At 60.8% G+C, this 15,810-nt stretch carries 11 protein-coding genes and 1 riboswitch; of the genes, 3 read left to right on the forward strand and 8 right to left on the reverse strand.

Features of this window, described 5'->3' with window-relative positions; genetic code table 11:
- Window positions 1–263 precede the first annotated feature (263 nt).
- From CD175_RS14305 to CD175_RS14335, 7 genes are all read right to left on the reverse strand, one after another.
- Window positions 264–1,004, reverse strand: a complete 741-nt coding sequence (locus CD175_RS14305) for a YiaD family glycine zipper/OmpA-like lipoprotein (RefSeq protein ID WP_104449374.1) — start codon at window positions 1,002–1,004, stop codon at window positions 264–266.
- A 102-nt stretch (window positions 1,005–1,106) separates the two neighbouring features.
- Entirely contained in the window at window positions 1,107–1,748 is a 642-nt protein-coding gene (locus tag CD175_RS14310) for an MBL fold metallo-hydrolase (protein ID WP_104449375.1), read from the reverse strand.
- Window positions 1,749–1,835: 87 nt separating this feature from the next.
- Complete coding sequence (locus CD175_RS14315; protein WP_104449376.1) at window positions 1,836–4,574, reverse strand: winged helix-turn-helix domain-containing protein; 2,739 nt, start codon at window positions 4,572–4,574, stop codon at window positions 1,836–1,838.
- Window positions 4,575–4,749: 175 nt separating this feature from the next.
- Window positions 4,750–6,114 (reverse strand): DUF1329 domain-containing protein, encoded by a 1,365-nt coding sequence (locus CD175_RS14320; protein ID WP_104449377.1) that lies wholly within the window; start codon window positions 6,112–6,114, stop codon window positions 4,750–4,752.
- Window positions 6,115–6,142: 28 nt separating this feature from the next.
- Window positions 6,143–8,044, reverse strand: coding sequence for a DUF1302 domain-containing protein (locus CD175_RS14325; protein ID WP_104449378.1), 1,902 nt, complete (start codon window positions 8,042–8,044; stop codon window positions 6,143–6,145).
- Between the two features lie 339 nt (window positions 8,045–8,383).
- Window positions 8,384–10,066, reverse strand: coding sequence for a fatty acid--CoA ligase (locus tag CD175_RS14330; protein WP_104449379.1), 1,683 nt, complete (start codon window positions 10,064–10,066; stop codon window positions 8,384–8,386).
- A 188-nt stretch (window positions 10,067–10,254) separates the two neighbouring features.
- Window positions 10,255–10,884, reverse strand: a complete 630-nt coding sequence (locus CD175_RS14335; RefSeq protein WP_104449380.1) for a LysE family translocator — start codon at window positions 10,882–10,884, stop codon at window positions 10,255–10,257.
- Between the two features lie 92 nt (window positions 10,885–10,976).
- On the opposite strand from CD175_RS14335, the gene CD175_RS14340 reads away from it, so the two are divergent.
- From CD175_RS14340 to CD175_RS14350, 3 genes are all read left to right on the forward strand, one after another.
- Window positions 10,977–11,942: a 2-hydroxyacid dehydrogenase gene (locus CD175_RS14340; protein WP_104449381.1), complete on the forward strand. Its 966-nt coding sequence runs from the start codon at window positions 10,977–10,979 to the stop codon at window positions 11,940–11,942.
- Window positions 11,943–11,974: 32 nt separating this feature from the next.
- A complete protein-coding gene (locus CD175_RS14345; protein ID WP_104449382.1) occupies window positions 11,975–12,973 on the forward strand; it encodes a methyltransferase in 999 nt (332 codons plus the stop codon).
- A 51-nt stretch (window positions 12,974–13,024) separates the two neighbouring features.
- A riboswitch (yybP-ykoY riboswitch) is annotated at window positions 13,025–13,149 on the forward strand.
- Window positions 13,150–13,238: 89 nt separating this feature from the next.
- Window positions 13,239–13,823: a TMEM165/GDT1 family protein gene (locus CD175_RS14350; protein WP_007972537.1), complete on the forward strand. Its 585-nt coding sequence runs from the start codon at window positions 13,239–13,241 to the stop codon at window positions 13,821–13,823.
- Window positions 13,824–13,946: 123 nt separating this feature from the next.
- On the opposite strand, the gene CD175_RS14355 is transcribed toward CD175_RS14350, so the two are convergent.
- A complete protein-coding gene (locus CD175_RS14355) occupies window positions 13,947–14,765 on the reverse strand; it encodes a M48 family metallopeptidase (RefSeq protein WP_104449383.1) in 819 nt (272 codons plus the stop codon).
- Window positions 14,766–15,810: the final 1,045 nt, after the last annotated feature.

The raw sequence follows: 15,810 nt of genomic DNA on the forward strand, positions 1-15,810 counted from the left end.
CGCGCAAAACAAAAAGCCCCCGGACAAGTGATTCTCCGGGGGCTTTTTTATTACTGATCCGTTTTATCTGTTGCCCACCCCGGCCCCTTCGCGGGCAAGCCCGCTCCCACAGTGATCGATGTCGGACACAAAATCTGCATTCAACACTAACCTGTGGGAGCGGGCTTGCCCGCGAAGAGGCCAGAACTGACGATACAAAAAAGCCCGCCTTATCTACTTGGGATCGGGCGGGCATTTTTTACGCCTGGGGTTCAATCAGACGATCAAGGGTACTGCTGAACCTGACCTTGCTGCTGACCACCATACTGCTGGCCCGGAATCGCCTTGAGGTTGACCTCTACACGGCGGTTCTGCGCCCGGCCGTTGGCATCGCCGTTGCTGGCAACCGGGCTATCCGGACCCGCGCCACGAGCACTCAGGTTGGTACCGCTAACCCCTTGCGAGGTCAGGTAGGTGGCCACGCTTTGTGCACGACGCTGGGACAGGTCCATGTTGTGCTGGCGGCTGCCGGTGCTGTCGGTATAGCCGACGATTTCGATCTGGTTCTGGTTGAACTCTTTCAGCGAGCCCGCCAGGTTGTTCAGCGGCTGATAGAAACTTGAAGCAATGTTCGCCGAATCGGTAGCGAAGGTGATGTTGCCCGGCATGATCAGCTTGATCTGGTCGCCCTGGCGCTGCACTTCAACACCGGTATTGGCCATGCTGGCGCGCAGCTTTTTCTCTTGCTGGTCGGCGTAGTAGCCGTAACCGGCCGCCGAAGCACCGACCACTGCCGCACCGATCAGCGCGCCCTTGCCACGGTTATCGTGGTTGATCGCAGCACCGGCCAGTGCACCGGCCAGTGCGCCGAGCCCCCCATACTTCGCGGTCTTGCTCATGCCTTCGGAGCCGCTGTCCGCCTGCCCCTGAGCCTGGCCTTGACCGCCGTAAGGGTTGGGCGAAGCACAACCGGACAAAACGGCCACAGCCGTAGCGACAATAATCAAACGACGCGTGGTGAACATGTATAGCTCCTACTTTTTTGCATTCTGTGGTGCAACGGACCAAGGCACAGCCTTTACGGCTGTTGGATCACTTCCGGGAACAAAAATTCCGCTCGTTACAAATCAGGCCCGGACAAAGGGGTTTTCGCGCATTTCATCGCCCAGGCGGGTGTCCGGACCATGCCCGGCCACCACCGTCGCCTCTTCGTCAAGGGTGTACAAACGCTGCTTGATCGAACGCACGATGGTGGCCTGGTCGCCGCCCCACAAATCCGTGCGCCCTACCCCACGTTTGAACAACGTGTCACCGGCAATCAGCAGCTTGGCATCGGCAAACCAGAAACTCATCGACCCCGGTGTGTGCCCAGGCGTGTGAATTGCCACGCCACAACCGCAGGCCAGCTCTTCATCATCGGCCAGCCAGCGATCCGGGGACGGCACCGGGGTGTAAGGGACACCGAACATCTGGCACTGCATTTCCAGGTTGTCCCAGAGAAACTGGTCTTCCTTGTGCAAGTGCAGGGTCGCGCCGGTTTTCTCCTTGAGTTGACCGGAAGCCAGGAAGTGATCGAGGTGGGCGTGGGTGTGAATGATGCTGACCACTTTCAGCCCCAGGGCATCGAGACGCGCCAGGATCAGCTCATGATTGCCACCCGGATCAACGACGATGGCCTTTTTCGTCACCGGATCGCCGATGATCGTGCAGTTGCACTGCAAAGGGCCGACGGGGAAGGTTTCGCGGATGAGGGTGGGATGCTGGGACATCGGGGGCCTGCTCGATAAACGGGGACGGGCGATTTTCGCACAATTGAGTATCCAGCCAATGGCCGCGATGTGTAACGTGAAAAATCCTTAACCCAGCACCCCCAACTCCTTGGCCCGCGCCACGGCCTGCGTACGCCGCTCGACCCCGAGTTTGCTGTTGATGTGGCTGGCGTGGGTCTTGACCGTGTGTAAGGAAATAAACAGCTGATCGCTGATTTCCTGGTTCGAACAGCCCTGGGCGATCAATCGCAGAACCGCCAGTTCCCGCGTGCTGAGTTGCTCCGCAGCCGCGCCGGATTCCGCTCCGGGGCGGGCTGTCAGCGCCGGCAGCTTTTCACTGAGGCTCAGGGAAACAGGGTTTGGCGAACACTGTTGAAGCTGCCCACGCAGCCAGTCCGGGTGCTCGGCCAGCAAGCCCTCGAAGGGTTGCAGCACGCCCCCACCAGCGGCGTCCAGCGCCTGAGCCAGCGCCTTGCGTGCTTCCGGCTCCCGTCCGCTGCCCAGCAACAATGCCACTTTCTGGGTCAGCGCCATGGCACTGAGCATCTGCCGGCCACTTTGCTGGCCATGTTCGAGCAGCGCATTCAATCGCCCCTCGGCCAGCATCGGCTGGCCCTGGATGACGTCCAGCAAAGCTTGCTGCAATTCGATATGCAGCGGCAATTGCGGATGAAACTCCGGCGGTGCCGCCCCGTTCTCGCCGTTATAGGTCTGCCCCAGGCGCGCCAGCCAGGCTTCGGCCAGATCGGTACGCCCCTGGGCCAGCCAGAGCTCACATTTGACCAGGGTGATCATGGCCAGGTAGTAGATCGGCGGCACGTCCCAGATGTGCATGAGCCGCTCGGCTTCGGCCAGTTCGGCAAAGGCCTTGGCGAACTCGCCGCTGCTGCCTTCCAGCCTGGCAATCACGCAGTGGCCGATCAGCACGCTGATGTCACGACAGGCGCGTGCCTCGCTCAGACCGGCCTGCAATCGCACCCGCGCCAATTGCGGCTGCATGCGCAGGGCCAGCAAAAAGCCTTCGTACAGGGTCAGCCGGGCCCGAACCGCATACAGCCGTTGTGCAGACAAGCTCTGCAGGCGTTGCATGCCCTGACGGACCTCTTCCAGTGCCCGACAGACTTCCCCGCGCGCTTGCAGCACCCGTGCGCGGTCGTAGTGCGCCAGCGCTTCGAACAACGGGTTGCCGACACGTTGCGCCAGTTCCAGCGATTCGCGGTTCAGTCCCCGTGCCCGCCATAAATCACCATCGGCAATGGCCAGGTTGGACAAGGTCGAGAGACACATCAGGCGCTGGCCGTAACGCTTGGCCGGAAGACTTTCCAATGCCTCGCGGCAGTACTGCAGCGTCAGTTCGCGGTTGCCGCGCCCACGGGCAATGATGCCACTCAACGCCAGCCATTGAGCCAGCATGGACTTCTGGGCGGTGGCCGACGGCGCGGGCAGGAAGCGGCTCAAATGGCTGGCCAGCTCTTCGGCAGCATCCAGCTGGCAAGCCAAGCCCAGCGCCCAGCTATACAGCACAATCAGTCGCGGCGTGCTGATCAGCAAGCTGTCGGGCAAGTCCATTTTCCAACGCAGCAACATGCCGACATTCTGCTCGGCCAGCAGTTGCTCTTCGGAAAGGTTCTGCACCAGGTTCGCCGCGACGTCCAGGTGACCGGCACGCAAAGCTTGCTCCACCGCCTCATCGAGCAGCCCCTGGGCATTGAACCAGCGGCAGGCACGCAGGTGCAGGCTCGCGGCCGGCACCATCGACTGGGACGTCGGCCGCGTGCGCAACAGATCGGAAAACAGATGGTGATAACGATACCAATGACCATGTTCGTCCAGCGGCACCAGGAACACTTGATGGGCAAGGAGGAAGCGCAGGATCTCCCCGCTGTCATGGGCGTCGCGAACGGCATCGCACAGTTCGCTGCAGAAACGTTCCTGGGGCGCCGTGTCATAGAGGAACGACTGGACCTCGGCGGGCAGGCAATCGATAACTTCTTCGAGCAGGTAATCGCGGATCAGCCCCTCCCCGCCATGCAACGATTGCGGCAGCGCGCCATCGGTGCCCGCCTCCGAAGCCGCCAACAGCCAGAAGCGTAACCCCGCAACCCAGCCTTCGCTGCGCTGGATCAGGTTTTCCAGTGCCTCACCGCGCAAGGAGCTGCTGTGCCGGTCGAGCAGGCTCAAGGCCTCGTCGTGGGTCAGGCGCAGATCCTGTTCATGCAACTCGAGCAGTTGCCGCGACAGCCGTAGCCGCGCCAGGTGCCAGTCGGGACGTTGGCGGCTGGTGACCATCACCAGCAAACCATCGGGAAGATGATTGAGGAAAAACTGCAGGCAACGGTCCAGCACCGGCCCCTGAGCCAGGTGGTAATCATCCAGCACCAGCAGCAAGGGCTTCGCCGTGGACAGGTGTACGGCCAGTTCGTCGAGCAAGCCGTCGAGCCATTCTTCGAATGCGAACGGCTGATGGCGCTGACGCATCTTCAACAGCCCGAGGGATTGCCTGCCCAGGTGCGGGAAATAGTCCTGAAGGCCTTCCAGCAGCCGCTCGAGAAAGCGTCCCGGGTCGCTGTCTCGCGGACTCAACCCCAGCCAGAGACTTTGCCAGTGCGCCGGCAACCCCTGACAAAACTCCACCGCCAGCGAACTCTTGCCGAACCCTGCCGGGGCACTGACCAGCAGTAACCTGCCGGCGAGCCCGGCACTCAGGCGCTCGCACAAACGTGGACGTAGCACATGGCCGTCTGGCAACGGCGGACGGAAAAACCGCCCGTCGAGTGTCGCGACGGCAACCGGTGCAGAACCTGGGGGTGTGGACAAATCAGTCATAGCCGGCTCTTGTTTGAATTGCGGGTGGCGGCGTTGCAGATGTCCGCAGACTAGCCGTAAACGGATAGGGAATGAAGGTAATTGCTACAAATGGCTACAAAAAGTCTACAAGCAAAAAAAAACGCCCCGAACCAGTCGGGGCGTTTCAGAGGGTGCGGCCTCTACTCAGTTCAACTTAGCGAACACCATCCTGACGCAAGGCGGCCGGGGTGAAGTCGCTGGTGGTGGCCTGGAAACCGAAGTCATAAGCCGACTTCTCTTCGTTCTTCATGCCCAGCGCCAGGTAACGACCCGACTGCAGGTCATACAGGGCTTCGAGGGCGTACCACGGCACTTGCTTGTCGTAGTAGTTCTCGGCATGTGCCTCACCTACACGCCACAGTTGGCCACGACCGTCGTAATGGTCGATGACCGCTGCCTGCCAGGTATCTTCGTCGATGTAGAAGTCACGCTTGGCGTAGATGTGACGCTGGCCTTCCTTCAAGGTGGCAACCACATGCCACACCCGGCGCAGCTCGTAACGCGCCAGATCCTGGTTGATGTGACCGGCCTTGATGATATCGGTGTACTTGAGGCTCGGGTCGTCGAGCTTGTAGCTGTCGGAGGCGATGTACATCTCTTTCTTGCCTTCGAGCTTCCAGTCGTAACGATCCGGCGCACCGTTGTACATGTCCAGGTTGTCGGAGGTACGCAGGCCGTCAGCCGCGGTACCCGGGCCGTCATAGGACACTTGCGGTGCACGGCGCACACGACGCTGGCCGGCGTTGTAGACCCACGCCGAGCGCGGTTCCTTGACCTGGTCGAGGGTTTCGTGAACCAGCAGTACACCACCGGCCAGACGCGCCGGCGCGGTCACTTTCTGCTTGAAGTAGAACAGGATGTTGCCCGGGTTTTTCGGGTCGTAATCCTTCATCTTGTCGCGGAACACGAACTGGTCCTGGAAGTACACCAGGCTGAACGAGCCGTTCGGCTGTGGCGTGGCCTGGGTTACCAGGCGGGTCACGCTACCACCGCGATAACGGGTGATGTGGTTCCAGATGACTTCAACGCCGCTTTTTGGAATCGGGAACGGAATGGCGGTTTCAAAGTTTTCCAGGCCGTTGCCGCCGGACACCAGGTTGGTGTTGGTGGCGTTGCGCTTGATGGCGGCGAATACATCATCCGGCACGGTAGCACCGCGATGGGATGGATAGACCGGCATCTTGAAGCTTTCCGGGTAGCGCTTGAACATCGCGTACTGGCCCGGTGCGAGCTTGTCCTTGTACTGATCGACGTTCTGCGCCGTGATGGTGAACAGCGGTTTTTCGCTGGCGAACGGATTGGACAGGAAACCTTTGCTGTCGACCGTACCGGCGTTCTTCGCCATCGGCTTCCAGGCCGGGATCGAACCGTCGGCGTTACCCGCCATTTCGGCGCCCATCGGGGTCAGGCTCTTGCCCAGTTTGTCGGCCTCGGCCTGGGGAACCGCTGCGATGACGCTGGTCGCCAGCAGCGAAAGACCCAGAACACCGGCTTGGAACAGACTCTTTGTTATTTTCATTTATGCGTTCGTCCTGAAAATACTGTGCTTAGAAGTTCACGCCGAGGCTGAGCGCAACGAAGTCGCGGTCATCCACGGTGGTGTACTTGCCGTCGAAGAAGTTGGTGTAGGCCAGGCTCGCGGTGTAGGTGTTCTGGTACTCGGCGTCGACACCCAGGCTGACCGCCTTGCGGCCTTCCTCGAAGTTGCCGCCAGGGCCAGGGGAGTAACCGCTCACGTCATGGGACCAGGCAACGTTCGGCTTGAGGTTCACACCGGCAAACACGTCGTTGTATTCCCAGATGGCACGACCGCGGTAGCCCCACGAAGTCGCGGTGGTGAAGCCTTCGTCGGTGCAGTTGCGGCTGCGGTTGTTGGTCGGCGTACCCGGACCGGCACCGTTGATGGTGCTGGTGTTGAGCGCCACGCAGGTATCGAGCGCGCCAGAGGCTGGCAACTCACCCGGGCCGTAGACCGGATCGCGGCCATAACGAACATCGGAAGTGCTTTCCAGGCCACCAACGTGGGTCACGCCCACTTCGCCCACCAGGGTCAGACGGCTGGCGCCCATGACCTGGTCGAAGAAGTGCGTCAGGGTGGTCTGGAACTGGGTGATTTCCTTGCGACGATACCCGTGCAGGTCCTGACCCGGCACGCCGGTCAGCAGCGATGCGTTGGTCAACGGGTTGTTCGGGTTGTTATTGCCCAAAGGACGTACACCGGAGAACAGGATATCGGTGGAGTTGAGCTGCACCGGAGCGTTCGGACGGTAGCTGATCTCACCGCTCCACGCCGTACCGGTAGGCAGGGTGGTGGAGAAGCTCAAGCCATACAGGCGAATGTCCTCGGGGTATTCGATGAAGTATTGCGAATTGCCTGCCACCAGCAGTGGCCCGAGTGCCGCGAACGGGCCCGGGAGCCCTGCGGCCGTGTTGTAGACCGATTGCGGCGCACCGGTGGCGCTGAAGATCGGCGCACGGCTGTGGTAGTTCATGAAGTAGGCGCCGAACTCGGTGTCCAGCGGATCGAACATGTACTTGAAGGACGCGCCCCACTGGCCGCTGTCGCGGGCATCTCGATCGCCACCACGACGCACCAGAACACCCTCTTCGTTGACGTCGACGCCATTGGCGGCCAAAGGCCCCAGGGCAATGGCCGGAATTTGCGAACGCTTGTTCAGCACGCGCAGGTTGTTGTCGCAGCCGTCGGCAACGATGTCTGGCTGGGAGAAGAACGTGCCGCAGTTGTCGACGACGGTCTGGTCCCATTCAATTTGATAGAACGCTTCGGCCGAGAGGTTTTCGGTCAGGCTCTGGGACACATAGAACATGTTGACCGGGATCAGGCCTTCCTTGATCTCGGCCCCCGGACGACGGAACGCGGACACGTCGATCGGGTTGATCGAGTTGATGCCACCACCGATGAAGGTACTTTCACCCCAGCTCACTACCTGCTTGCCCAGACGTACGGAGCCTGGTTGATCGGCAATGGAGTAGTTGTGGTAGACGAAGGCGTCGAGGATCTGGCCGCCGGCGGACTTGGCGCCTTCCTTGCGGCCGTCGTCGCTGATGTCCTTGAACGGACGGCTTTCGTCCTTCAGTTCAAAGTCGTACCAGTATTTGCCACGGACGAAAACACCGGTATCGCCGTATTTCAGTTCAAGGTCATGGATGCCCTTGAAGATCTTCGAGAAGGTTTCCCCGCTCTTGAAGTTCAGGTGACCGTCATCAGAAGTCTGGGACAGACCCTTGCCGCCGTTGTTGACACCAATGAGGTTCTTGTTCGGCTGCTCGGTAGACCAACTGGCACCGATCGACAGGGATGAGTCGAACTGACCTTCGATTTCACCGACGTTGAAACTGACGCCGAATGCTGGCCCGGCGAGCGTAGAGGCAAGACTGACAGCCAGGGGCAGCTTCGCCCGGCGCCAGAACTGGTTTACTGATGTCATCGACGCTACTCCATGTGCATTTTATTTTTATGGCATTGAGCACTTCTAAAAACGCTGTGGATAACCGGGAGCCATGGCATCCCAAAGTCATTCCAAAGTTGCATCGCCCCGGTTCGTGCGGTTGCCCCGTTCTTAAAAATCCTTGAGCGGACTATAGCCAGCAGGTAGTAGCGCTTGATCCCTCTAAAGTGTGATTTGCAGTTGCCGGCCACTCTGGAACAGTCCTTTCGCCAGGCCGACACCCGTCGGCACGGCAAGGATGGCTGAAAATTTCGATTTGACAAGCCAAGCGCTTGCTTGGTGGGGCTGGCGTGCCCTTTCGGGCACGCCGGGAGGTGCTTAAAGCGTCGAGAGGAAGGTGCTGTTGGTGGCCTGCCATTCGCTGATGTCGACACGAATGCGCTTCTTGTCGAGTTTGCCGACGCTGGTCTTGGGAATTTCAGTAACAAGGGCGATCTGGCTCGGAATCGCCCACTTGCTCAGGTGCCCGAGCTCCACAAAAGGCTTGAGGTGTTCCTTGAGTTCCCTCGCCCCGATGACGTGACCTTCACGGACTACGAGCAGGGCAAACGGCCGCTCTCCCCACTGCGGATCAGGGATCCCCACCACTGCTACTTCACGTACCGCCGCATGACGACTGATCAGGTCCTCCAGATCCAGGGAGGAGATCCACTCGCCACCGGTCTTGATCACGTCCTTGATGCGGTCACGAATGTCGATCACCCCCATGCTGTCCAGGGTCGCCACGTCGCCGGTGTGCAGCCAGCCTCCGGCCCAGAGCTCGGCGCCCTTCTGCGGTTCATTGAAATAACCCTCGGTCAGCCAGGGTGCGCGCAGCACCAGCTCACCCTGGGTCTCGCCGTCGGCGGGCAGGAAGTTGCCCTCGGTGTCGACGATCGCCGCCTCCACCAGCGGCCCGGGCACGCCGGCCTTGATCCGGTAGGTGGTGCGTTCGTCTTCGGTGCCGGCCATCAACTCATCGTTCAAGTGCGCGCACGAGACCAGTGGCCCGGTTTCCGACATGCCGTAGGCGGCGGTCAACTGAATGCCCTTGGCCTTGGCCGCCTCGTATAGCGTGCGGTTCAGGGCACTGCCGCCGATGACGATTTTCCAGCCGCCGAAATCAACGTTCTGCGCAGCCTTGGCATTGAGGACCATCTGCAAAATGGTCGGTACGCAATGGGAGAACGTGACCTTCTCCTTGCGCCACAACTCCACCAGGTACTCCGGGTCATAGCGGCCGGGGTACACCTGCTTGAGTCCGAGCATGGTCGCCACATACGGCAAGCCCCAGGCGTGCACGTGGAACATCGGGGTGATCGGCATGTACACGTCGTTGGTACCCAGCAGGCGCACGCTGTCGATCGCGCCCATGATGGTCGACACGCCCATGGTGTGCAGCACCAGTTGCCGATGGGTGAAGTACACGCCCTTGGGATTGCCGGTGGTGCCGGTGGTGTAGAACGTGGTCGCGACCGAATTTTCGTCGAAATCCTGGAAATCGTACTGCGGGCTCGCCGCGGCCAGCAGTTGTTCGTATTCGCCGACGAGGTTCGGCAGGTCCGCGGTTTTTTCCGGCAGGTCAGTCAGCAGCAGGGTTTTGTCGACCGTGGTCAGATTCCCTTCGATGGCCTTGTAGAGGCCGACGAACTCGCTGTTGACCAGCACAAAGCGGTCCTCGGCGTGGTTCATGGTGTAGAGGATCTGTTCCGGCGACAGGCGCACGTTGATGGTGTGGATCACCGCGCCGATCATCGGGATGGCGAACATGCATTCCAGGTAACGATGGCTGTCCCAGTCCATCACACCCACGGCATCCCCGGGCTTGACCCCGGCCGCTGTCAGCACGTTGGCCAGGCGGGCCACCCGTTCGATCAGGGTCGGGTAGCTGTAGCGCAACTTGTCGCGGTAGATGATCTCGCGGGTTTTCTCATAACGGGCACCGGACATCAGCAGCCGCTTGATCAGCAGCGGGTATTGGTAAGCGCCTTCGGCCGGGGGGATAACGCGAGTCTGCAACATAAGAATCCCTTTTTCTGACTGCACGGACGTGACTGAAAGTACGCACTGTAGTGCCCCTGATCGCCAGCCAAATCAGCCAAAGGAATGATTTGCAGAACCCCGCAAGCACTAGCATTGCGCCAGCATCGACCATTTATTCCGCACTGTAGGAGCTGCCGCAGGCTGCTCCTACAGGGAATCACGATTGATCAATGCATCTCGGTAAAAGCGAGCTTCACGCCAATCGCAATCAGCACAGCGCCCATGGTCCGGTCGAACCAGTGCCCCATGCGCGCGAAACCGGCGCGTACGCGCTGCTGGCTGAACAACATCGCCACCAGGCAGAACCAGGCGGCCGTTGCGCCGGCCAGGTAAACCCCGTAACCGGCCTGCACGGCCAGTGGGGTGTGCGGATTGATTACCACGGTGAACAACGAGAGGAAGAACAGTGTGGCTTTCGGGTTGAGACCGTTGGTGACGAAACCCGAGGTGAAGGCGCCACGGGCCGTGCGCTCCCCCGCTTCCTTGTGCAGATCGTCCGCCACAGGCTTGGCCGGTTGCGCGCGCAGCGCCTTGTAACCGATGTACAGCAGGTAAGCGGCGGCGGCCCATTTCAAGGCATTGAACAGCACGATCGACTGGGACACGATCAGGCCGATACCCAACAATGAATAACCCACATGCAGGAAAATCGCCGTCCCCACACCCAGCGCGGTCCAGGTGCCCGCGCGGCGACCGTGGGTAACACTTTCACGTACCACCACGGCAAAGTCCGGGCCGGGGCTGGCCACGGCCAGCAAGTGAATCAGGGCAACGGTCAAGAACTCTGTCCAGTACATGTGGGGCTCCTTCAGGCCAAGCGTAACTAGTTATTTCATCTGGTAGGCTCGGCAGATTACGCCTTCAGTTCAATGCACAAAAGGTACAGTTGATGACGAATACTCGCCGCGCCGTTTTCCTCGACCACCCGTCCCTGGACCTCGGCGACCTTGACCTCAACCCCCTGCGCAGTTGTTTCAGCGAATTGCAGCTGTTCGCCCAGACCTTGCCCGATCAAGTCATCGAACACCTCAAGGGCGCCACCGTCGCCATCAGCAACAAGATCCTGATCGACGCCGCCGCCATGGCCGCCAGCCCTGACCTCAAGCTGATCCTGATCACCGCCACCGGCACCAACAACGTCGATCTCGCTGCCGCCCGCGCCCACGGAATAACCGTGTGTAACTGCCAGGGCTATGGCACGCCGTCGGTGGCGCAGCACACGATCATGCTGCTGCTCAACCTGGCCACGCGCCTGGCCGATTATCAGAAGGCCGTCGGCGCAGGCCGCTGGCAACAGGCCAAACAGTTCTGCTTGCTGGACTACCCGATTGTCGAACTCGAAGGCAAAACCCTTGGCCTGCTGGGTCACGGCGAATTGGGCAGCGCGGTCGCACGGCTGGCTGAGGCCTTCGGCATGCGCGTGCTGCTGGGGCAGATTCCCGGACGCCCTGCCCGCCCGGACCGCCTGCCACTGGATGAACTGCTGCCGCAAGTCGATGCCCTGACCCTGCACTGCCCGCTCAACGAACACACCCGTCACTTCATCGGCGCCCGCGAACTGGCCTCGATGAAACCCGAAGCGTTCCTGGTCAACACCGCCCGCGGCGGCCTGATCGACGAACAGGCGCTGGCCGACGCCCTGCGCAATGGTCATCTGGGCGGCGCCGCCACTGACGTGCTGAGCGTTGAGCCTCCCGTCAACGGCAATCCACTGCTGGCCCACGACATCCCGCGCCTGATCGTCACCCCGCACAACGCCTGGGGCAGCCGTGAAGCGCGCCAGCGAATCGTTGGCCAAGTGACCGAAAACGCACTGGGATACTTCAGCGGTAAGGCGCTGCGGGTCGTCAGTTGATAAACTGCGGCACTTTTTTTACGGGAGCAGTTATGGATCCGCGCAGTGAAGTACTGCTTCGCCAGGCCGAGTTATTCCAGGGTTCGGTGTTGTTGGCCGGTTTGCCCGCCGACGACCTGCTGGGCCGCCTGCCCGATGCCCATGGCTGGTGCTGGCACGCCGGCGATCAGGCCGCGCTGGACGCCCGCTTCGATGGGCGCAGCCACTTTGGCGTGAACGCGCCGGATCGTGGGTTCGATAGCGCCGTGGTCTTTCTGCCCAAGGCCAAGGACCTGACCGACTACATTCTCAACGCCCTCGCCTCGCGGCTGGCCGGCCGCGAGTTGTACTTGGTCGGCGAGAAAAAAAGCGGCATCGAAGGTGCCGCCAAACAACTCAACCCGTTCGGCAAGCCACGCAAACTCGACAGCGCGCGCCACTGCCAGCTCTGGCAGGTCACCGTGGCCAACGCGCCTGAGGCCAAGCCACTGGAAAGCCTGGCGCAGACCTACGAACTGCCACTGGCCGAAGGCCCGTTGAAGGTCATCAGCCTGCCGGGGGTATTCAGTCATGGTCGCCTTGATCGCGGCAGTGCGCTGCTGTTGGAACACCTGGACAAACTGCCCAGCGGTCACCTGCTCGATTTCGGTTGCGGCGCAGGAGTCCTGGGCGCGGCAGTGAAACGTCGTTACCCGCACAACCTGGTCACGATGCTGGATGTGGATGCTTTTGCCGCTGCCAGCAGTCGCCTGACCCTGGCTGCCAATGGTCTGGAAGCCGAGGTGATTACCGGTGACGGAATCGATGCCGCGCCGATGGGTTTGAGTGCGATTTTGAGCAATCCGCCGTTCCATGTCGGCGTGCACACCGACTATTTCGCAACGGAGAATTTGCTGCGAAAAGCAGCAAAACATCTGAAAAACGGCGGCGAACTCCGCCTCGTAGCGAACAGTTTCCTGAAGTATCAACCATTGATCGAAGAGCACCTTGGCGTGTGTGCGATCAAAGCCGAAGGACAGGGTTTCAGAATCTACCGGGCAAAGCGCGGCTGAAACTTTTTTTGAAAAAGAAGGCTTGCCGAATGGGTTTTGCAAAGGCAGAATCCGCTCCGTCCTAGGGGAGTAGTCTCCCACGAGCGCCACGCTCGTCCGGCATGCGTCAACATACTTGGTCCTCAGACCATGGCGCATGCGACCCAAGCATCCACATCAGATGGATCGCAGGGTTTGACAAGACCTATGACACGAACACCTTACCCGGGGCGGGAAGGCTGTACGTGTCATAGCCGTGTCGACCCGCCCCTTAGGAAAACCCCTGATGCTGGATTCACTACTCGTACCCACCGCAATCGTTGCCTTGGCCGAAATCGGCGACAAGACGCAACTGCTCGCACTCATTCTTGCCGCCCGCTTCCGCAAGCCCTGGCCGATCATCGCCGGTATCGTTGCCGCGACCCTGGCCAACCACGCGGCCGCCGGTGCAGTCGGTGCCTGGGTCGGCAGTTTCTTCTCGGATACGATGCTGCACTGGATCCTCGCCGCAAGCTTCGCCGCGACCGCCCTGTGGACCCTGGTGCCGGACAAGATGGATGACGACGAAGCCAGCACCGCCCGCAAGTTCGGGCCGTTCCTGACCACGCTGATCGCGTTCTTCCTGGCGGAAATCGGCGACAAGACCCAGATCGCGACCGTGATGCTGGCTGCGCAATATCCGGAGTTGTGGCTGGTGATCATCGGCACCACCGCCGGCATGCTGATTGCCAACGTACCGGTGGTTCTGGCGGGTAACTTTGCCGCAGACAAGCTGCCATTGACCCTGATTCGTCGACTGGCGGCGTCGGCGTTCTTCATCCTGGCGATTGTCGCGGTGTACAAGGCGATGCAGAGCAGCGGGTGGGTTTGACCCGATAGGTCGTCAGACCGCGTTATCGTTCTTCGCGAGCAAGCCCGCTCCCACATTTGGGATGCATTCCCCTGTGGGAGCAAGCCTGCTCGCGATGAGGGCCTTATCGACGAAGAATCAACATCAAGACTTCTTGGCCTGCTCATACAACGGCATAACCTTGGGAATCGCCGCCTGCAATGCCGCAGTCCGGCTGCTCGAAGACGGGTGCGTGCTGAGGAACTCCGGCGGAGCACCTTCGCTGGCTTTGCTCATCTTGTTCCACAGGGTGATCGCGGCGTTCGGGTTGTACCCGGCGCGGGCGGCCAACTCCAGGCCGATCAGGTCCGCCTCGTTTTCATTGGCACGGCTGTTGGGCAAGGTCATGCCGTAGTTGGCTACAGCGTCCGCCAGGGCCAGGCTGTCCTGGCCCAACCCGAGCAACGCACCGGCGCCCTGCTTGGCCATTTCGATACCGTATGCCTTGGACATCGCCTCACGGCCGTGCTCGCGCAGGGCGTGGGCGATTTCATGGCCCATAACTGCGGCGAGTTCATCGTCAGTGAGTTGAAGACTGTCGATCAGCCCGGTGTAGACAAAGATCTTGCCGCCAGGTCCACAGTTGGCATTGAGCTCGTCGCTCTTGATCAGGTTCACTTCCCATTTCCACTGGGCCGCATCCGGACGAAAGTTCGGCGCCTGGGCAATCAGCCGGTCGGCAATCGCCCGAACACGCTTGGCATCGCTGCTGGTCTTGTCCAGCACGCCTTTGCTGCTCGCCTCACTCACAGTCTTTGTATAGGACTGGGCGTACATCTGGTCGACCTCTTGCGAGGACAACATGCTGAACATGTACTGCTTGCGCTCAACGCCCACAGCACCACCACTGGTGGTATTGACCGACTGGCAGCCAGCGAGCAGCAGGCCTGCGCTCAGCGCACATAGAGCCAATGTCTTGTTCATCGAAAAACTCCCTGAAAACATGCCGGGTATCCTAGGCGTGGAATGGTATCGACGCCAGATACAATAGACATAAGACGCGCAATTCAGCCAAAGCTCTCATCAATGCAGAAAAAAATTCACATTCCGGGGCGAGCCGCGGCCCGTCACGCCGCGCATTGATTCATTTGCGACATCCGCCACGCAAAAACAGCCATTTCCATGGCTCGCGCTCATGCCCGCCCGACACCCTGCCGATACACCTGGGCAGACGTCCTTTCGCGTGCGGAGCCTCCATGAAATTCAAGTCGATCCAGTTTTCCGTGGCGGCCCTTGCCGGCGCCATTGTCCTTAGTGTCGTGGCAGCGCTGGTGGTGTACGCGCTGTTTTCCGGTGCCCGGACGCAGGACATGGTCCAGGAGCGGACCCAGGCCCAGTTCGAGCAAGTCATCGAACAACGCCTGACGTCCCTGGCGCAGACCCAGGTCAGCCAGATCCAGCGTGAACTCGAAGCACCGCTGCTGATAGCCGGCGGACTGGTGCGGGTCAACGCCCTGATCGGCACGCCGGGTGCCGATGGCAAGCCCGCCCTGAGCCTGAGCCGCGAGCAACTGATCGGCCTGATCAAGGAAAACGTGGTCAAGAACCCGAAGATCCTCGGCACCTACATCGGCTGGGAAAAAGACGCGCTGGACCACAACGATGCGGCCTACGTCGGCACCCAGGTGGTCGGCATCGACGCCAGCAACGGGCGCTTCCTGCCCTGGTGGTTCCGCAACGACGACGGCACCCTGGGCCTGGACAAACTGGTGGACGTTGATGACCAGAAAACCCTGTCCACCGGCGTGCGCGCCAGCGAGTATTACCTGTGCTCGAAAGAAACCGGAAAATCCTGCGTGATCGATCCGGCGCCTTACAAGGTAGGCGACAAAATCGTCATGCTCGCCTCCTTTATTGAACCGATCATGCTCAACGGTGCCTTTCAAGGCATCGTCGGCGCCGACCTGTCGGTGAATTTCATTCAGGAAATGCTCCTGGGCGCCAACCAGAAACTCTACAGCGGCGCCGG

This window comes from Pseudomonas laurylsulfatiphila, assembly GCF_002934665.1.
In the GTDB taxonomy this organism is placed as follows: Bacteria; Pseudomonadota; Gammaproteobacteria; order Pseudomonadales; family Pseudomonadaceae; genus Aquipseudomonas; species Aquipseudomonas laurylsulfatiphila.

Bases quoted from the DNA above. Each gene is read 5' to 3' on its own strand.
- CD175_RS14305 (WP_104449374.1), bottom strand. From the start codon at position 1,004: ATGTTCACCACGCGTCGTTTGATTATTGTCGCTACGGCTGTGGCCGTT.
- CD175_RS14310 (WP_104449375.1), bottom strand. From the start codon at position 1,748: ATGTCCCAGCATCCCACCCTCATCCGCGAAACCTTCCCCGTCGGCCCT.
- CD175_RS14315 (WP_104449376.1), bottom strand. From the start codon at position 4,574: ATGACTGATTTGTCCACACCCCCAGGTTCTGCACCGGTTGCCGTCGCG.
- CD175_RS14320 (WP_104449377.1), bottom strand. From the start codon at position 6,114: ATGAAAATAACAAAGAGTCTGTTCCAAGCCGGTGTTCTGGGTCTTTCG.
- CD175_RS14325 (WP_104449378.1), bottom strand. From the start codon at position 8,044: ATGACATCAGTAAACCAGTTCTGGCGCCGGGCGAAGCTGCCCCTGGCT.
- CD175_RS14330 (WP_104449379.1), bottom strand. From the start codon at position 10,066: ATGTTGCAGACTCGCGTTATCCCCCCGGCCGAAGGCGCTTACCAATAC.
- CD175_RS14335 (WP_104449380.1), bottom strand. From the start codon at position 10,884: ATGTACTGGACAGAGTTCTTGACCGTTGCCCTGATTCACTTGCTGGCC.
- CD175_RS14340 (WP_104449381.1), top strand. From the start codon at position 10,977: ATGACGAATACTCGCCGCGCCGTTTTCCTCGACCACCCGTCCCTGGAC.
- CD175_RS14345 (WP_104449382.1), top strand. From the start codon at position 11,975: ATGGATCCGCGCAGTGAAGTACTGCTTCGCCAGGCCGAGTTATTCCAG.
- CD175_RS14350 (WP_007972537.1), top strand. From the start codon at position 13,239: ATGCTGGATTCACTACTCGTACCCACCGCAATCGTTGCCTTGGCCGAA.
- CD175_RS14355 (WP_104449383.1), bottom strand. From the start codon at position 14,765: ATGAACAAGACATTGGCTCTATGTGCGCTGAGCGCAGGCCTGCTGCTC.